The 16,253-nt window shown below is 71.8% G+C and carries 21 protein-coding genes; 19 read left to right on the plus strand and 2 right to left on the minus strand.

Annotation, left to right across the window (positions count from 1 at the left end):
• The first annotated feature begins 200 nt into the window (after positions 1-200).
• From hisD to ACFWPQ_RS05380, 10 genes are all read left to right on the plus strand, one after another.
• Positions 201-1,526: a histidinol dehydrogenase gene (gene hisD, locus ACFWPQ_RS05335; RefSeq protein WP_384030169.1), complete on the plus strand. Its 1,326-nt coding sequence runs from the start codon at positions 201-203 to the stop codon at positions 1,524-1,526.
• Positions 1,523-2,632 (plus strand): histidinol-phosphate transaminase, encoded by a 1,110-nt coding sequence (locus tag ACFWPQ_RS05340; RefSeq protein ID WP_384030171.1) that lies wholly within the window; start codon positions 1,523-1,525, stop codon positions 2,630-2,632. The genes hisD and ACFWPQ_RS05340 overlap by 4 nt, the downstream gene beginning before the upstream one ends.
• Positions 2,629-3,222: an imidazoleglycerol-phosphate dehydratase HisB gene (hisB, locus tag ACFWPQ_RS05345; RefSeq protein ID WP_133028294.1), complete on the plus strand. Its 594-nt coding sequence runs from the start codon at positions 2,629-2,631 to the stop codon at positions 3,220-3,222. The genes ACFWPQ_RS05340 and hisB overlap by 4 nt, the downstream gene beginning before the upstream one ends.
• A gap of 3 nt (positions 3,223-3,225) precedes the next feature.
• Complete coding sequence (locus tag ACFWPQ_RS05350) at positions 3,226-3,390, plus strand: hypothetical protein (protein ID WP_351704898.1); 165 nt, start codon at positions 3,226-3,228, stop codon at positions 3,388-3,390.
• Positions 3,387-4,031 carry an imidazole glycerol phosphate synthase subunit HisH gene (gene hisH / locus ACFWPQ_RS05355; protein WP_384030174.1) on the plus strand — a complete coding sequence of 215 codons (645 nt, stop codon included), beginning with the start codon at positions 3,387-3,389 and terminating at the stop codon, positions 4,029-4,031. The genes ACFWPQ_RS05350 and hisH overlap by 4 nt, the downstream gene beginning before the upstream one ends.
• Positions 4,028-4,753, plus strand: a complete 726-nt coding sequence (gene priA / locus ACFWPQ_RS05360) for a bifunctional 1-(5-phosphoribosyl)-5-((5-phosphoribosylamino)methylideneamino)imidazole-4-carboxamide isomerase/phosphoribosylanthranilate isomerase PriA (RefSeq protein WP_384030176.1) — start codon at positions 4,028-4,030, stop codon at positions 4,751-4,753. The genes hisH and priA overlap by 4 nt, the downstream gene beginning before the upstream one ends.
• Positions 4,750-5,154 (plus strand): RidA family protein, encoded by a 405-nt coding sequence (locus tag ACFWPQ_RS05365; RefSeq protein WP_384030178.1) that lies wholly within the window; start codon positions 4,750-4,752, stop codon positions 5,152-5,154. Before priA ends, ACFWPQ_RS05365 begins: the two co-directional genes overlap by 4 nt.
• A complete protein-coding gene (hisF, locus tag ACFWPQ_RS05370) occupies positions 5,151-5,906 on the plus strand; it encodes an imidazole glycerol phosphate synthase subunit HisF (protein WP_384030180.1) in 756 nt (251 codons plus the stop codon). The genes ACFWPQ_RS05365 and hisF overlap by 4 nt, the downstream gene beginning before the upstream one ends.
• A 143-nt stretch (positions 5,907-6,049) precedes the next feature.
• Entirely contained in the window at positions 6,050-6,640 is a 591-nt protein-coding gene (locus tag ACFWPQ_RS05375; protein ID WP_384030182.1) for an ArsR/SmtB family transcription factor, read from the plus strand.
• Between the two features lie 13 nt (positions 6,641-6,653).
• The gene (locus tag ACFWPQ_RS05380; protein WP_384030184.1) at positions 6,654-7,901 is read left to right on the plus strand and encodes an MFS transporter; all 1,248 of its coding nucleotides are present in this window, start codon (positions 6,654-6,656) and stop codon (positions 7,899-7,901) included.
• A 6-nt stretch (positions 7,902-7,907) separates the two neighbouring features.
• On the opposite strand, the gene ACFWPQ_RS05385 is transcribed toward ACFWPQ_RS05380, so the two are convergent.
• Both ACFWPQ_RS05385 and ACFWPQ_RS05390 read right to left on the minus strand, forming a co-directional pair.
• Positions 7,908-8,306, minus strand: coding sequence for a VOC family protein (locus ACFWPQ_RS05385; RefSeq protein ID WP_361283704.1), 399 nt, complete (start codon positions 8,304-8,306; stop codon positions 7,908-7,910).
• Positions 8,307-8,316: 10 nt separating this feature from the next.
• Entirely contained in the window at positions 8,317-8,952 is a 636-nt protein-coding gene (locus ACFWPQ_RS05390; protein WP_384030187.1) for a TIGR03085 family metal-binding protein, read from the minus strand.
• Between the two features lie 73 nt (positions 8,953-9,025).
• Between ACFWPQ_RS05390 and hisI the strand changes: the two genes are divergently transcribed.
• From hisI to trpA, 9 genes are all read left to right on the plus strand, one after another.
• Positions 9,026-9,487: a phosphoribosyl-AMP cyclohydrolase gene (hisI, locus tag ACFWPQ_RS05395; protein WP_361284594.1), complete on the plus strand. Its 462-nt coding sequence runs from the start codon at positions 9,026-9,028 to the stop codon at positions 9,485-9,487.
• A gap of 11 nt (positions 9,488-9,498) precedes the next feature.
• A complete protein-coding gene (locus ACFWPQ_RS05400) occupies positions 9,499-10,986 on the plus strand; it encodes an anthranilate synthase component I (RefSeq protein ID WP_384030188.1) in 1,488 nt (495 codons plus the stop codon).
• Between the two features lie 72 nt (positions 10,987-11,058).
• Positions 11,059-11,703 carry a TIGR02234 family membrane protein gene (locus ACFWPQ_RS05405; RefSeq protein ID WP_384030190.1) on the plus strand — a complete coding sequence of 215 codons (645 nt, stop codon included), beginning with the start codon at positions 11,059-11,061 and terminating at the stop codon, positions 11,701-11,703.
• Positions 11,704-11,973: 270 nt separating this feature from the next.
• Positions 11,974-12,234, plus strand: a complete 261-nt coding sequence (locus ACFWPQ_RS05410; protein WP_384030192.1) for an HGxxPAAW family protein — start codon at positions 11,974-11,976, stop codon at positions 12,232-12,234.
• An 81-nt stretch (positions 12,235-12,315) separates the two neighbouring features.
• Positions 12,316-12,765, plus strand: coding sequence for a DUF2752 domain-containing protein (locus ACFWPQ_RS05415; RefSeq protein WP_384030194.1), 450 nt, complete (start codon positions 12,316-12,318; stop codon positions 12,763-12,765).
• A 139-nt stretch (positions 12,766-12,904) separates the two neighbouring features.
• The gene (gene trpC, locus ACFWPQ_RS05420; RefSeq protein WP_383706889.1) at positions 12,905-13,714 is read left to right on the plus strand and encodes an indole-3-glycerol phosphate synthase TrpC; all 810 of its coding nucleotides are present in this window, start codon (positions 12,905-12,907) and stop codon (positions 13,712-13,714) included.
• A 21-nt stretch (positions 13,715-13,735) separates the two neighbouring features.
• On the plus strand, positions 13,736-13,963 hold the full coding sequence (gene trpM, locus ACFWPQ_RS05425) for a tryptophan biosynthesis modulator TrpM (protein ID WP_384030196.1): 228 nt from the start codon (positions 13,736-13,738) through the stop codon (positions 13,961-13,963).
• A 79-nt stretch (positions 13,964-14,042) separates the two neighbouring features.
• Complete coding sequence (trpB, locus tag ACFWPQ_RS05430) at positions 14,043-15,332, plus strand: tryptophan synthase subunit beta (protein ID WP_384030198.1); 1,290 nt, start codon at positions 14,043-14,045, stop codon at positions 15,330-15,332.
• On the plus strand, positions 15,329-16,147 hold the full coding sequence (trpA, locus tag ACFWPQ_RS05435) for a tryptophan synthase subunit alpha (protein ID WP_384030200.1): 819 nt from the start codon (positions 15,329-15,331) through the stop codon (positions 16,145-16,147). The genes trpB and trpA overlap by 4 nt, the downstream gene beginning before the upstream one ends.
• Positions 16,148-16,253: the final 106 nt, after the last annotated feature.

Raw genomic sequence — 16,253 nt, forward strand, 5'->3', positions numbered from 1 at the left:
CTGTTCCTTCTTCCTCGGGCTACTCGTTGGTCATGTTTCGGTACAACCGGTGATGCCCGCTGTGTGAGACCTCGAACACCGTAGGTGAAGGCGATCTTCCGGGTTCCGGCCAGGCTATGTACCGGCTGTTGCCCCACGTTCTGTATCAGCCATTGATACGCGCGGACGGGCTCCGAGTGCCGTCTGAGAGAATTGAGCCTGTGATCTCCCGAATCGATCTGCGCGGCGACGCCCTCCCCGAGGGACCCGCCCTGCGCGACCTGCTGCCCCGAGCCGACTTCGACGTCTCGGCCGCCCTGGAGAAGGTGCGTCCGATCTGCGAGGCCGTGCATCATCGGGGCGACGCGGCGCTGATCGACTTCGCGGAGAAGTTCGACGGGGTGCGGCTGGAGCAGGTGCGGGTGCCCGCCGAGGCGCTCGACAAGGCCCTGGCGGAGCTCGACCCGGCCGTGCGCGCGGCCCTGGAGGAGTCCATCCGGCGCGCCCGCCTCGTGCACCGCGCGCAGCGCCGTACGACCCACACGACCCAGGTCGTGCCGGGCGGCTCGGTGACCGAGAAGTGGGTGCCGGTGGAGCGCGTCGGGCTGTACGCGCCCGGCGGCCGGTCGGTCTATCCGTCCTCCGTGATCATGAACGCGGTGCCCGCGCAGGAGGCCGGCGTCGAGTCGATCGCGCTGGCCTCGCCGCCGCAGGCGGAGTTCGGCGGGCTGCCGCACCCGACGATCCTCGCCGCCTGCGCCCTGCTCGGCGTCGACGAGGTGTACGCGGCCGGCGGCGCCACCGCCGTCGCGATGTTCGCGTACGGCACCGAGTCCTGCCCGCCCGCCGTCATGGTCACCGGCCCCGGCAACATCTGGGTGGCCGCCGCCAAGCGCTACTTCACCGGCCGGATCGGCATCGACGCGGAGGCGGGCCCGACCGAGATCGCCGTCCTCGCGGACGCCACCGCCGACCCGGTGCACGTCGCCGCCGACCTGATCAGCCAGGCCGAGCACGACCCGCTGGCCGCCGCCGTCCTGGTCACCGACTCGGTCGAGCTCGCGGACGCGGTGGCGAAGGAACTGGAGCCGCAGGTCGCGGCCACCAAGCACGTCGAGGACCGGATCGTCCCCGCCCTGCAGGGCCGGCAGTCCGCGATCGTCCTGGTCGACGGCGTCGAGGAGGGCCTCAGGGTCGTCGACGCGTACGGCGCCGAGCACCTGGAGATCCAGACCGCCGACGCCGCCGCGGTGGCCGACCGGGTCAGGAACGCGGGCGCGATCTTCATCGGGCCCTGGGCGCCCGTCTCCCTCGGCGACTACGCCGCCGGGTCCAACCACGTGCTGCCCACCGGCGGCTGCGCCTGCCACTCCTCGGGGCTCTCCGTCCAGTCCTTCCTGCGCGGCATCCACATCGTCGACTACACGCGGGACGCGCTGGCCGAGGTCGCGCACCACGTGGTCACACTGGCGGAGGCGGAGGACCTGCCCGCGCACGGCGCGGCGGTGAAGGCAAGGTTCGGGTGGAAGGTACCGGCGAGCAAGTGAACCTCGGAATCGACGATCTCCCCGTACGGGACGAGCTGCGCGGCAAGTCCCCCTACGGCGCGCCCCAGTTGGACGTCCCGGTACGGCTGAACACCAACGAGAACCCGTACCCGCTGCCCGAGCCGCTGGTCGAGCGGATCACGGAGCGGGTGCGCGAGGCCGCCCGCGACCTGAACCGCTACCCCGACCGGGACGCGGTCCAGCTCCGCACCGAACTCGCCAAGTACCTGACGAAGACCGGCAACCACCCGCTCACCGTCGAGAACGTGTGGGCGGCCAACGGCTCCAACGAGGTCATCCAGCAGCTGCTGCAGACCTTCGGCGGCCCCGGCCGCACGGCGATCGGCTTCGAGCCGTCGTACTCGATGCACTCGCTCATCTCGCGCGGCACCGGCACCCGCTGGATCTCCGGCCCCCGCAACGAGGACTTCACGCTCGACGTCGAGGCGGCCTCGGCGGCCATCGCCGAGCACAGGCCGGACGTCGTCTTCATCACCACCCCCAACAACCCCACCGGCAACGCGGTGCCGGCCGAGACGGTCCTCGCGCTCTACGAGGCCGCCCAGGCCGCCAAGCCCTCGATGGTCGTCGTGGACGAGGCCTACATCGAGTTCAGCCACGGCGCCTCGCTGCTGCCGCTGCTCGAAGGTCGGCCGAATCTCGTCGTATCCCGGACCATGTCGAAGGCCTTCGGCGCGGCCGGCCTGCGCCTCGGCTACCTCGCCGCGCACCCCGCGGTGGTGGACGCCGTCCAGCTCGTGCGGCTGCCGTACCACCTGTCGGCGATCACCCAGGCGACCGCGCTGGCCGCCCTGGAGCACACCGACACGCTGCTGAAGTACGTCGAGCAGCTGAAGGCCGAGCGGGACCGGCTGGTGAGCGAGTTGCGCGCGGCGGGCCTGGAGGTCACCGAATCCGACGCCAACTTCGTGCAGTTCGGGCGGTTCGCGGATCCGCACGCGGTGTGGCAGAAGATCCTCGACCGGGGGGTCCTCGTCCGCGACAACGGCGTGCCCGGTTTCCTGCGGGTGTCCGCCGGAACCCCCGAAGAGAACGACGCGTTCCTCGACGCGGTCCGTGAAGTCAAGAAGGAGCTGGACGCATGACCCGCGTAGGGCGCGTGGAGCGCACCACCAAGGAGACCTCGGTCCTCGTCGAGATCGACCTCGACGGCACCGGCAAGACCGACATCAAGACCGGCGTCGGCTTCTACGACCACATGCTCGACCAGCTCGGCCGGCACGGCCTGTTCGATCTCACCGTCAAGACCGACGGCGACCTGCACATCGACTCGCATCACACCATCGAGGACACCGCCCTCGCCCTCGGCGCCGCCTTCAAGCAGGCCCTCGGCGACAAGGTGGGCATCTACCGCTTCGGCAACTGCACGGTCCCGCTGGACGAGTCGCTCGCCCAGGTGACGGTCGACCTGTCCGGCCGCCCGTACCTCGTGCACACCGAGCCGGAGAAGATGGCGCCGATGATCGGCGAGTACGACACCACCATGACCCGGCACATCCTGGAGTCCTTCGTCGCCCAGGCGCAGATCGCCCTGCACGTGCACGTACCGTACGGACGTAACGCGCACCACATCGTGGAGTGCCAGTTCAAGGCGCTGGCGAGGGCGCTGCGCTACGCCTCCGAGCGCGATCCGCGCGCGGCCGGCATCCTCCCCTCGACGAAGGGCGCGCTGTAAGCGATGAACAGCCTCTCGACCATACTGATCGTCGTCGGCCTCTTCCTGGTCGGCGGAATCATCTCCTTCGTCAAGCAGAAGATGCCCACCAGCCTGATCGTGCTGCTCTCGATCAGCGCCGCCCTGTGCCTGGTGGCGGGCGTCATGAGGCTGGAGGTGTGGAATTGACCGCACCGTCGAAAAAGGTCGTCGTCTTCGACTACGGCTTCGGCAACGTCCGGTCCGCCGAGCGCGCCCTCGCCCGCACCGGGGCCGACGTCGAGATCACCCGTGACTTCGACAAGGCCATGAACGCGGACGGCCTGCTGGTGCCCGGCGTGGGTGCCTTCGCCGCCTGCATGGAGGGCCTGCGCGGGGCGCGCGGGGACTGGATCATCGACCGCCGGCTGTCCGGCGGGCGGCCGGTGATGGGCATCTGCGTCGGCATGCAGATCCTGTTCGCGCGCGGCATCGAGCACGGCGTGGAGACCGACGGCCTCGACGAGTGGCCCGGCTCGGTCGAGCCGCTGCAGGCCGAGATCGTCCCGCACATGGGCTGGAACACCGTGGAAGCACCGGCCGGCTCCCAGCTGTTCGCCGGCCTGGACGCCGACGCGCGCTTCTACTTCGTGCACTCCTACGCCGTCCACGACTGGGCGCTGGAGACGCACAACGCCGCGCTGCGGGCCCCGCTGGTGACCTGGTCGACGCACGGTAAGCCGTTCGTGGCCGCCGTGGAGAACGGCGCCCTGTGGGCCACCCAGTTCCACCCCGAGAAGTCCGGCGACGCCGGCGCCCAGCTCCTCACCAACTGGATCGGAACACTGTGAGCACGCTCGAACTCCTCCCCGCCGTCGACGTCCGCGACGGCCAGGCCGTCCGCCTCGTGCACGGCGAGTCCGGGACCGAGACCTCCTACGGCTCCCCCCTGGAGGCGGCCCTCGCCTGGCAGCGGTCGGGCGCCGAGTGGCTGCACCTGGTCGACCTGGACGCGGCGTTCGGCACCGGCGACAACCGCTCCCTGGTCGCCGAGGTCACGAAGGCCATGGACATCAAGGTCGAGCTCTCCGGCGGCATCCGCGACGACGCCACCCTCGCCGCGGCACTGGCCACCGGCTGCACGCGCGTGAACCTCGGCACGGCCGCCCTGGAGACCCCGGAGTGGGTCGCCAAGGTCATCGCCGAACACGGTGACCAGATCGCGGTCGGCCTGGACGTGCGCGGCACGACCCTCAGGGGCCGCGGCTGGACCCGCGACGGCGGCGACCTCTACGAGACGCTCGCCCGCCTCGACAAGGAGGGCTGCGCCCGCTACGTGGTCACCGACATCGCCAAGGACGGCACCCTCCAGGGCCCGAACCTGGAGCTCCTGAAGAACGTGTGCGCCGCGACGGACCGGCCGGTCGTGGCCTCCGGCGGCGTGTCGTCGCTGGACGACCTCCGCGCGCTGGCCGGCCTGGTAACCCTCGGTGTCGAGGGCGCCATCGTCGGGAAGGCGCTGTACGCCAAGGCGTTCACCTTGGAAGAAGCACTGGAGGCAGTGTCACCATGACGTCCGATGCCGTACGGCGCGTGCAGAGCGGAAGTCCCTGGGAGGAGACCTTCGGTTTCGCCCGCGCCGTCGCGGCGGGCGACCGTGTGGTGGTGGGCGGTACGACGTCCTTCAAGGGCACCGTGCTGTACGGGGAGGGCGACCCGTACGAGCAGGCCAGGGTGGCCTTCACCACCGCCCTGGAGGCGATCGCCGAGTTCGGGCTCGGACCGGAGTCGGTGATCCGCACCCGCCTGTTCCTCGCGCACGCGCGCGACATGGACGCGGTGGGACGCGCCCACAAGGAGGTCTTCGACCAGGTGCGCCCGGTGACCACGTTCGTCGTGGTGACCGGCTTCGTCGACCCGCGCATCCTGGTGGAAGCAGAGCTAGAGGCATACAGAGGAGCCGTGGAGTCATGACCCTGGCGGTCCGAGTCATCCCCTGCCTGGACGTGGACAACGGCCGGGTCGTCAAGGGCGTCAACTTCCAGAACCTGCGGGACGCGGGCGACCCGGTCGAGATGGCCAAGGTGTACGACGCGGAGGGCGCCGACGAGCTGACCTTCCTGGACATCACCGCGTCCTCCGGCAACCGCGAGACCACCTACGACGTGGTGCGCCGCACCGCCGAGCAGGTGTTCATCCCCCTGACGGTCGGCGGCGGCGTCCGCACCGCCGAGGACGTCGACAGGCTGCTGCGCGCCGGCGCCGACAAGGTGGGCGTCAACACGGCGGCGATCGCCCGCCCGGACCTGATCCGCGAGATCGCGGAACGCTTCGGCCGCCAGGTCCTGGTCCTGTCGGTCGACGCCCGCCGCACGGAGTCGGGATCCTTCGAGGTCACCACCCACGGCGGCCGCCGCGGCACCGGCATCGACGCGGTCGAGTGGGCGCACCGGGCCGCCGAGCTGGGCGCGGGCGAGATCCTGCTCAACTCGATGGACGCGGACGGGACGAAGGACGGCTACGACCTGGAGATGATCGCGGCGGTGCGCAAGCACGTGACCGTGCCGGTCATCGCCTCCGGCGGCGCCGGCGCCCTCGCCCACTTCCCCCCGGCCGTCGGCGCGGGCGCCGACGCGGTCCTCGCCGCCTCCGTCTTCCACTTCGGCGACCTCAGGATCGGCCAGGTGAAGCAGACCCTGCGGGAGGCGGGACACCCGGTGCGCTGACCCTGCGCCGAGCCCGGCCCCGGTGACCTGGAGACAGGCGGCCGGGGCTTCCTGCTGTCCGGGGCCTTTTCTTCTGCAGATGCGAAAGAGGAGTTGCGCAAAATCTATTGCGCAATTTTTCTTTCGCATCTAGCGTCGGTGGCATGACGGACAAGGAGCGGGACCACCGGATCACCGATGTGGGCACCCTCAAGGCGCTCGCCCACCCGCTGCGCATGAAGCTCTACCGAGGCCTCTGCGTGGCCGACAAGGCGACGGCCTCGCAGCTCGCCGACCAGGTGGACGAGGCGGTCTCACTGGTCAGCTACCACCTGCGCAAGCTCGCCGAGCACGGTCTGATCGAGGAGGCCGAGCCACAGAGTGCGGACGGCCGGGAGCGCTGGTGGCAGCCCGCGTCGGACGGCATCAGCATCCGGGACCGGGACTTCCGTGACGCACCCGAGAAGGCCGCCGCCCACCTCGCCGCCACCCGGCTCTTCCACGAGCAGCGCGCCGACATGTACCGCCGCTACCTCGACGAGCGCGCCACCTGGAGCGCCGAGTGGAACGCCGCCGCGCCCGACACCGAGTCCCTGCTCCGCCTGACCGCGGCCGAACTGGACGAACTCCGCGCGGAACTGCTCGCGCTGGCCAGGAAGTACGACGCGAAAGGCCGGTCCGCCGAGGCGAACGGCGACACCGAAGGGCGCGAGCACGTGGCGCTGTACACGTACGGCTTCCCGTTCCGCGTCTGAGAGGACCACCTCAGTGACCGCCACCACCGTCGTGCCTTCGGCCACCGCCGCCCCGCGCCCCGCCCACCGCGACCCCAACGTCCTGCGCTGGCTCGGCGCCTACACCTCCTCCATGGTCGGCGACAGCGTCTACTACATCGCCCTCTCCTGGGCCGCCGTCCAGGGCGGCTCACCCGCGCAGGCCGGCGCCGTGATGTCCGTGAGCGCCCTGCCCAGGGCCGTGCTCATGCTGTTCGGCGGGGTGATCGCCGACCGGCTGGGCCCCCGCCGGGTCGTCATCGGCTCCGACGCGGTCCGCTGCGCGGCCGTCCTCGCCGTGGCCGCGCTGCTCTTCCTGACCAGCCCCGGCCTGTGGCCGCTCGCCGCGCTCGCCCTGGTCTTCGGCATCGTCGACGCCGTGTTCATGCCCGCCGTGGGCGCCCTCCCCGCGCGCGTGACCAGCCGCGACCAGCTCGCGCGGGTGCAGGGCATGCGCGGTCTCGCCATCCGTTTCGCGAGCATCCTCGGCGCCCCCCTGGGCGGCCTTTGCGTGGCCGTCGGCGGCGCGGCGGCCGCCTTCGGCCTCGCCGGGCTGCTCATCGCCGTATCGGTCCCCCTGCTGATGTCCCTGCGGGTCCGGGAACTCCCGGCCGACGACCGCGCCGCCGCCCCCACCCCCTGGCAGGACCTGCGGGCCGGGCTCGCCCACATCCGCCGGCACCGCGTCCTGGCCCCGCTGATGCTGGCCATCGCCCTCGGCGACCTGGGCTTCGTCAGCCCCCTCAACGTCGGACTGACCCTGCTCGCCGACCGGCGCGGCTGGGGTGCGGCGGGCGTGGGCTGGGTGCTCGCGGGGTTCGGCGTCGGCGCCGGGGCCGTCTCCCTGCTGCTGACCGTGCGGGGGCGGCTGCCGCGCGCGGGTCTGGTCGCCGGTGTCTCGATTCTCGCCGGGTCCGTCGCGATCGGTGCCCTCGCGTTCGTACCGGGCCTCGTCGGCGCGGTCGGCGTCGCGCTGCTGATCGGCCTGCTCGCCGGGCTCAGCGGCGCCATGTGCGGGGCGCTGCTGCAGACCCAGGCCGACCCCGCGTACCTGGGCCGGGTCACCGCCGTCTCCGGGCTGATCAGCCTGGGTCTGACCCCGCTCAGCATGCCGTTCACGGCCGCCGCGATCGGTGTCTTCGGACTCGGCCCGGTGTACGTGGTCAGCGCCGCCGTCTGCGCGCTCGGCGGGGTCGTCGCCCTCGCCGTGCCCGCGCTGCGCCGTGCCGAACTGCCCCGCTGAGGCCGCTCAGCCCTTCGGCTGGGTCAGCTGGATCAGGTTGCCGACCGTGTCGTCCAGGACGGCGGCGACCACCGGGCCCTGGTCCTGCGGCTCGTGCGGGAAGCGGACACCCAGGGCACACAGGCGGTCGTACTCCGAGCGGATGTCGTCCACGGAGAAGACGATGGCCGGCAGGCCCGCCTCGTACACGGCCCTGCGGTACGGGTCCGCGACGGGGCCCTGGCCGGGCTCCAGCAGGAGCTGGAGGTCGGGCTGGGCGCCCTGCGGGGCGCCGACCGTGACGAACAGGGTGCCGCCGCCCAGGTCCAGCCGGGTGCGGGTCTCGAAACCGAGGACGTCCGTGTAGAACGCGTGCGCCTTCGGCACGTCGTCCACGTACACGCTGGTCATCGCGACCCTGATCACCGGGAGCTCCTCAGATGCCCAGGGATTTCGACTCGCGCAGCTTGGCGATCGCGTTCTCGTCGCCCGCCACCTCGACCTTCGCCGTGCTCTGCCGGCCGAACGCGAACATCAGCAGCTCGGAGGGCTCGCCGGTCACCGTCACCACCGGGGCGCCGCGATGGGCGACCGCCGTCTGGCCGTCCGGGCGGCGCAGCACCAGGCCCGTCGGCAATCCCCGGCCCAGCAGCCGGGCGGTGCGCTCCAGGCGGGACCACAGGGCGTCCTGGAAGACCGGGTCCAGCTCCCGCGACGACCAGTCCGGCTGGGCCCGCCGGACGTCCTCGGTGTGCACGTAGAACTCGACCGTGTTGGCCGCCTCGTCCACCTGCTTGAGCTGGAACGGCGAGAACCGCGGCGGACCGGTGCGGATCAGCTGGATCAGCTCCTCGTACGGCTTCGCCGCGAACTCGGCCGTCACCTTCTCGAGCCGCGGCGCCAGCTGCTTGATCATCGTGCCCCCGGCCGCGTCGGGCCGGCGCTCCCGCACCACCACGTGCGCGGCCAGATCACGGGTCACCCAGCCCTCGCAGAGGGTCGGCGCCTCGGGACCGGCGGTCTCCAAGAGGTCAGCGAGCAGAAGCCGTTCACGCTTGGCGAAGGTCGACATACCGCCAGCCTAAGGCCACACCCACCGTCCGGACAGTGGACACGGACCGTGACTGTCGGTGCCGCGCGGCACAATGGCACCCATGACCAGTACGACCGGAACGACGGGTACGCCCCCGTCCAGTGGCCTCGCCCCGGAGATCGCCGCCCGCCTCAAGCGCAGCGCCGACGGACTCCTCCCCGCCATCGCCCAGCAGTACGACACCGGCGAGGTGCTGATGCTCGGCTGGATGGACGACGAGGCGCTGCACCGGACCCTCACCACCGGCCGCTGCACCTACTGGTCGCGCAGCCGCCGGGAGTACTGGGTCAAGGGCGACACCTCCGGCCACTTCCAGTGGGTCAAGTCGGTCGCCCTCGACTGCGACGCCGACACCGTGCTGGTCAAGGTCGACCAGGTGGGCGCCGCCTGCCACACCGGCGACCGCACCTGCTTCGACGCAGACGTGCTCCTGAAGGACGCCGAGCACGGCCACGAAGGCGTCGAGCACGGCCACGAAGGCGCCGATTCCGGCGTACCCGCCTCGGATCAGTAAGGTCTGCCGCCATGGACCTCGAGACCTTCCGCAAGCTCGCGACCGACCGGCGCGTCATCCCGGTCACCCGCAAGCTCCTCGCCGACGGCGACACCCCGGTCGCGCTCTACCGCAAGCTCGCCGCCGAGCGCCCCGGCACCTTCCTGCTGGAGTCCGCCGAGAACGGCCGCACGGCGTATCAATGGTCTCGGTACTCCTTCGTGGGCGTCCGCAGCGCGGCGACCCTGACCGCCCGCGACGGCCAGGCCCACTGGCTCGGCACCCCGCCCGTCGGCGTACCGGTCGACGGCGACCCGCTGGCCGCCCTGCGCGCCACCATCGAGGCCCTGCACACCCCGCACGACCAGGAGCTGCCCCCCTTCACCGGCGGCATGGTCGGCTACCTCGGCTACGACATCGTGCGCCGCCTGGAGAAGATCGGCCCGGGGGAGCGCGACGACCTCGGGCTCCCGGAGCTGACCATGCTCCTCACCAGCGACCTCGCCGTCATGGACCACTGGGAGGGCTCGGTCCTGCTGATCGCCAACGCGATCAACCACAACGACCTCGACACCGGTGTCGACGAGGCCCACGCGGACGCCGTGGCCCGCCTGGACGCCATGGAGGCCGACCTCTCCCGCCCGGTCGCCCAGCCGCCCGCCGTGCTGCCGCCCTCCGAGCTCCCCGAGTACACCGCCCTGTGGGGCGGCCCCGACTTCCAGATCGCCGTCGAGGACATCAAGGAGCGCATCCGCGCGGGCGAGGCCTTCCAGGTCGTCCCCTCCCAGCGCTTCGAGACGCCGTGCACGGCGAGCGCGCTGGACGTCTACCGGGTCCTGAGGGCCACCAACCCGTCGCCGTACATGTACCTCTTCCGCTTCGACGGTTTCGACGTCGTGGGATCCAGCCCGGAAGCCCTCGTCAAGGTCGAGGACGGCCAGGCCATGGTGCACCCCATCGCCGGCACCCGGCCGCGCGGGGCCACCCCGCAGGAGGACCAGGCCCTCGCCGACGAGCTGATGGCCGACCCCAAGGAGCGCGCCGAGCACCTGATGCTCGTCGACCTCGGGCGCAACGACCTCGGGCGGGTCTGCGAGCCCGGCTCCGTCGAGGTCGTCGACTTCATGTCCGTCGAGCGGTACTCGCACGTCATGCACATCGTCTCCACGGTCACCGGAAAGGTCGCCGCGGGCCGCACCGCCTTCGACGTCCTCACCGCCTGCTTCCCGGCCGGCACCCTCTCCGGCGCCCCCAAGCCCCGGGCGATGCAGATCATCGACGAACTGGAGCCGTCGAGGCGGGGGTTGTACGGCGGCTGCGTCGGCTACCTCGACTTCGCCGGCGACTCCGACACGGCCATCGCCATCCGCACCGCCCTGCTGCGCGACGGCACGGCCTACGTCCAGGCCGGCGCCGGCATCGTCGCCGACTCCGACCCGGTCGCCGAGGACCAGGAGTGCCGCAACAAGGCGGCGGCGGTCCTGCGAGCGGTGCACACGGCCAACAGACTCGGCAAGTAGGCGCACGGACCGGGCAAGTGGGGTGCTTCTCACCCGACCCCGGGTGACCGTTCGCCCGGGGTTCAAGCGATAGTGGACTACGTGACTGCTGTTCCTCACCCCCGTTCCGAAGCCGGCGAACCCACCGGGTCCGGCCGCCGCAGCCTCGCCGTCGCGCTGCTGTTCGGCGCGCTGGGCGCGGCCGTGGCCCTGCTGTCCAGCCGGCAGCGCTGGGCGGAAGGCACCGCCACGGTGGCCGGTGGCGACTTCCCGCTGACCGCCAGGGGCAGCGATGTCACGGGCGTCCCCGCGGCCCTCGCCATAGTGGGCCTCGCCGCGCTAGTCGCCGTCTTCGCCGTCCGCAAGGCCGGCCGCTTCCTGGTCTCCGGGCTGCTCGCGCTCTCCGGCGCCGGCATCGCCGCCGCGGCCCTGCTGGGCGCCTCCGACGGCTCCGCGCTCGACGAGAAGGCCGCCGAGGCCAGCGGCGACACGTCCGCCACGGTCGACGCCCTCAGCCACACCGGCTGGCCGTACGTCGCCGCGGCAGGTGGTGTGCTCATCCTGGTCGCCGGGCTGCTGGCGCTGCGCTACGGCCGGCTGTGGCCCGCCATGTCCGGCCGCTACGAACGCGGCACGGGGGCGGAGCGGCCGCGCCGGGCGCCGAAGCCGGTGGATCCCGACCGGCCCGAGGACATCTGGAAGGCGCTGGACCGGGGGGAGGACCCCACCGGAGCGTGACGCTTCGCCGGGGGCGCCGAGGAGGGGGCGGTCGGGCGCGTCGTGCGTCTGCGGCGCCGTGGGGGCTGGTCGCGCGGTTCCTCCCCCAGCCTTCGGCCGGGGGTACCCCCAGCGCCCCTTCGGGGCGCCCAAGACTTCGGGGCGATCAACAACGATGTGGCGTATCAGACGCGTGTGATGGGCCACCCCCAGCCCCGCGCACCCAGGTGCGTGCGGGACAATCGGGAGTGAGCGTCCGGAAGGACACGTACGAGCAACGAGGAGCAAGTCATGGCGGGCAACAGCCACGGTCACACCCCGGCCGCCTGGACCGGCGTCACCATCGCCTTCATCGGTTTCTGCGTCGCGGGTGCCTTCATGGTGATGGCGCAGCCGGTGGGTTTCTGGGCCGGTATGGCGATCGTGGTCCTCGGCGGTGTGGTGGGCGGCATCATGCGTGCCATGGGTCTCGGCATGCCGGCACCGGCCCCGCTGGTGACCTCCCACAGTGCCCCGGTCGCGACCCGGGAGCCGGTCGGCGCCGAGAGCTGATCTCCCGCGTTCTTCGAGGGGCGCCCCGGACCAAGGTCCGGGGCGCCCCTCGCGCGCGTGTGCCGACCGTGACGGGGCACAATGCGAGGCGTGAACGCCGACAGCCACAGCGCAGCCGTACCACCGGTGACGGCCTCCCTTCGGGGCCGGCTGACCGTGCCCGTCTCCGTGCTGGGCGCCGTCGTCGGGGCCTTCGCCTACGTCGGTACCGTCGACCCCAACCAGCCCGGCCACTACCCGGTCTGCCCGCTCTACCGGCTCACCGGCCTGTACTGCCCCGGCTGCGGGGGTCTGCGCAGCGCGCACGCGTTCGTCCACGGCGACTTCCTGGGCGCACTGCGGGACAACGCGGCGGGTGTGATCGCCTATCTGGCCTTCGCCGTGGTGTGGACCGTCTGGGTGGTGCGCGCGGCACGCGGCCGACCTGCCCGGATCGAGCTCAGGCCGGTGGCGATGTGGAGCCTCGGCGCGTTGCTGCTGGTCTTCACCGTTGTCCGGAACCTGCCCTTCGGTGGCTGGTTGCATCCTTGATCAACTGGCGAACGTCCAGGTAGTGGGACAGGGCGTCAACCGGATGCGAGGCCTGTGCCGTCCTGCGGATACCATCGATATGACCATGGGTTTTGACCCGACTGGAAGAACCGTCCGGAACCGGAAGGGGACCGCTCGCGTGAGTGTGCTCGACGAGATCATCGACGGAGTCCGTGCCGACCTCGCGGAGCGGCAGGCGCGCGTCAGCCTCGACGAGCTCAAGGAGCGCGCGGCGAAGGCACGGGCCGCCAAGGACGGCGTGGCCGCGCTGCGCGGTGAGGGCGTCAAGGTCATCTGCGAGGTCAAGCGCTCCAGCCCGTCCAAGGGCGCGCTGGCCGCGATCGCCGACCCGGCCGGGCTCGCCGCGGACTACGAGGCGGGCGGCGCGGCCGTCATCTCGGTCCTGACCGAGCAGCGCCGCTTCGGCGGTTCGCTGGCCGACCTGGAGGCGGTCCGGGCCCGGGTGGACATCCCGGTGCTGCGCAAGGACTTCATCGTCACGTCGTACCAGCTGTGGGAGGCCCGTGCGTACGGTGCCGACCTCGCGCTGCTGATCGTCGCCGCCCTCGACCAGCCGGCCCTGGAGTCGCTGATCGAGCGCGCCGAGTCCATCGGTCTCACCCCGCTCGTCGAGGTCCACGACGAGGACGAGGTCGAGCGCGCGGTGGACGCGGGCGCCAAGGTGATCGGCGTCAACGCGCGCAACCTGAAGACCCTGGAGGTCGACCGCTCCACCTTCGAGCGGGTTGCCCCGGAGATCCCCGACCACATCGTCAAGGTCGCCGAGTCCGGCGTCCGCGGCCCGCACGACCTGATCGCGTACGCCAACGCGGGCGCCGACGCGGTCCTGGTCGGCGAGTCCCTGGTGACGGGCCGCGACCCCAAGTCGGCGGTGGCCGACCTGGTGGCGGCGGGTGAACACCCGGCTTTGCGGCACGGCCGCGGCTGATCACCCGGTAGGCTGACGCCGATGACTCTCACGGTGACGACAGCAGTGGACCGGTACGCCCGCCTGGCGCGCGGCTGCCGTCCCCGCGGTTGCCGTGCCCCGGCGCGCCGAATCCACGGCCGCCGAGTGCGTTATGTCATCGGTGACGAACCCGGGCAGGTCAACGGCCGTCGATGGCAGCGCCCCGTGAGGGGCGCGGGGCTGTACTTGATTTGCGGCTACCGCCGCGCGAGCGCGACAAGCCACTGACGGCGCGCAGCCGACAGACAACCCCGACGTCCCACGGCGAATAGTGTCTTTTCACACGCACTCACCGTGAGGTTTCCGCATGCCCAGCGACTACTTCTTCCCTGACCCGGAGGGTCAGGTACCCAGCCCCGAAGGCTACTTCGGCGCCTTCGGCGGCAAGTTCATCCCGGAGGCCCTCGTCGCCGCCGTGGACGAGGTCGCCGTCGAGTACGACAAGGCCAAGCACGACCCCGAGTTCGCCCGTGAACTCGACGACCTGATGGTCAACTACACCGGCCGCCCCAGCTCCCTCACCGAGGTGTCCCGTTTCGCGGAGCACGCGGGCGGCGCCCGGATCTTCCTCAAGCGCGAGGACCTGAACCACACCGGCTCGCACAAGATCAACAACGTGCTCGGCCAGGCCCTGCTCACCAAGCGCATGGGCAAGACCCGCGTGATCGCGGAGACCGGCGCCGGCCAGCACGGCGTGGCGACGGCCACCGCCTGCGCGCTGTTCGGCCTCGACTGCACCATCTACATGGGCGAGATCGACACCCGGCGCCAGGCCCTCAACGTGGCCCGGATGCGCATCCTCGGCGCCGAGGTCATCGCCGTGAAGTCCGGCAGCCGCACGCTCAAGGACGCCATCAACGAGGCGTTCCGCGACTGGGTGGCCAACGTCGACCACACCCACTACCTGTTCGGCACGGTCGCGGGACCGCACCCCTTCCCGGCGATGGTCCGCGACTTCCACCGGGTCATCGGCGTCGAGGCACGCCGCCAGATCCTGGAGCGGGCCGGCCGGCTCCCCGACGCCGCGATCGCCTGCGTCGGCGGCGGCTCCAACGCCATCGGCCTCTTCCACGCCTTCATCCCCGACGAGGACGTCCGCCTGATCGGCTGCGAGCCCGCGGGGCACGGCATCGAGACCGGCGAGCACGCGGCCACCCTCACCGCCGGCGAGCCCGGCATCCTGCACGGCTCCCGGTCGTACGTCCTCCAGGACGACGAGGGCCAGATCACCGAGCCGTACTCGATCTCCGCCGGTCTGGACTACCCGGGCATCGGCCCGGAGCACTCCTACCTCAAGGACTCCGGCCGCGGCGAGTACCGAGCGGTCACCGACGACGCGGCCATGCAGGCCCTGCGCCTGCTCTCCCGCACCGAGGGCATCATCCCGGCCATCGAGAGCGCCCACGCCCTCGCGGGCGCCCTGGAGGTCGGCCGGGAGCTCGGCAAGGACGGGCTGATCGTGGTCAACCTGTCCGGCCGCGGCGACAAGGACATGGACACCGCCGCGCGCTACTTCGGCCTGTACGACGCCGACGCCGACGCCGAGGTCGCGGCCAACGCCGCCGACACCGCCGAGATCGAGGGGGACGCCAAGTGAGCGGGAACATTCAGCTGCTGAACGACACCCTCGCCGTGGCCAAGGCCGAGGGCCGCGCCGCGCTCATCGCCTACCTCCCGGCCGGGTTCCCGACCGTGGACGGCGGCATCGAGGCGATCAAGGCCGTGCTCGACGGCGGCGCGGACGTCGTCGAGGTCGGGCTGCCGCACAGCGACCCGGTCCTCGACGGCCCGGTCATCCAGACCGCCGACGACATCGCCCTGCGTGGCGGCGTGAAGATCGCGGACGTCATGCGCACGGTCAAGGAGGCCTACGAGGCCACCGGCAGGCCGATCCTCGTCATGACGTACTGGAACCCCATCGACCGCTACGGCGTCGAGCGCTTCACCGCGGAGCTCGCCGAGGCGGGCGGCGCGGGCTGCATCCTGCCGGACCTGCCGGTCCAGGAGTCGGCGCTCTGGAGGGAGCACGCCGAGAAGCACGGTCTCGCGACGGTCTTCGTGGTGGCGCCGAGCAGCAAGGACGAGCGGCTCGCGCAGATCACCGCGGCGGGCAGCGGCTTCGTCTACGCGGCCTCCCTGATGGGCGTCACCGGTACGCGTGAATCGGTGGGGGCACAGGCCCAGGACCTGGTCGAGCGCACCCGCGCCACCGGCACCGCGCTCCCCGTCTGCGTCGGCCTCGGCGTCTCCGACGCGGCCCAGGCCGCCCAGGTCGCGGGCTTCGCCGACGGTGTGATCGTCGGTTCGGCCTTCGTGAAGCGGATGCTGGACGCACCGGACCACGCGGCCGGCGTGGCGGCCGTCCGCGAGCTCGCCGGGGACCTGGCGAAGGGCGTGCGCGGACAGGCGTAGCCCAGCAGCGGGTAGGCCCTCCGGGGTACCGCCGGACACAACAGAACATTCGGTCACTCGAACGGGTGGACCTGGGACCGGGGAGGCGCGCTGCGCCTCCCCGGTT

It is taken from the genome of Streptomyces sp. NPDC058464, from assembly GCF_042721035.1.
Taxonomy (GTDB): domain Bacteria; phylum Actinomycetota; class Actinomycetes; order Streptomycetales; family Streptomycetaceae; genus Streptomyces.

What these genes read in the sequence shown, in the direction of transcription:
- hisB (WP_133028294.1), top strand. Translation starts at nt 2,629, where the DNA reads ATGACCCGCGTAGGGCGCGTGGAGCGCACCACCAAGGAGACCTCGGTC.
- ACFWPQ_RS05350 (WP_351704898.1), top strand. Translation starts at nt 3,226, where the DNA reads ATGAACAGCCTCTCGACCATACTGATCGTCGTCGGCCTCTTCCTGGTC.
- ACFWPQ_RS05365 (WP_384030178.1), top strand. Translation starts at nt 4,750, where the DNA reads ATGACGTCCGATGCCGTACGGCGCGTGCAGAGCGGAAGTCCCTGGGAG.
- hisF (WP_384030180.1), top strand. Translation starts at nt 5,151, where the DNA reads ATGACCCTGGCGGTCCGAGTCATCCCCTGCCTGGACGTGGACAACGGC.
- ACFWPQ_RS05375 (WP_384030182.1), top strand. Translation starts at nt 6,050, where the DNA reads ATGACGGACAAGGAGCGGGACCACCGGATCACCGATGTGGGCACCCTC.
- ACFWPQ_RS05390 (WP_384030187.1), bottom strand. Translation starts at nt 8,952, where the DNA reads ATGTCGACCTTCGCCAAGCGTGAACGGCTTCTGCTCGCTGACCTCTTG.
- hisI (WP_361284594.1), top strand. Translation starts at nt 9,026, where the DNA reads ATGGCACCCATGACCAGTACGACCGGAACGACGGGTACGCCCCCGTCC.
- ACFWPQ_RS05400 (WP_384030188.1), top strand. Translation starts at nt 9,499, where the DNA reads ATGGACCTCGAGACCTTCCGCAAGCTCGCGACCGACCGGCGCGTCATC.
- ACFWPQ_RS05410 (WP_384030192.1), top strand. Translation starts at nt 11,974, where the DNA reads ATGGCGGGCAACAGCCACGGTCACACCCCGGCCGCCTGGACCGGCGTC.
- ACFWPQ_RS05415 (WP_384030194.1), top strand. Translation starts at nt 12,316, where the DNA reads ATGCGAGGCGTGAACGCCGACAGCCACAGCGCAGCCGTACCACCGGTG.
- trpM (WP_384030196.1), top strand. Translation starts at nt 13,736, where the DNA reads ATGACTCTCACGGTGACGACAGCAGTGGACCGGTACGCCCGCCTGGCG.
- trpB (WP_384030198.1), top strand. Translation starts at nt 14,043, where the DNA reads ATGCCCAGCGACTACTTCTTCCCTGACCCGGAGGGTCAGGTACCCAGC.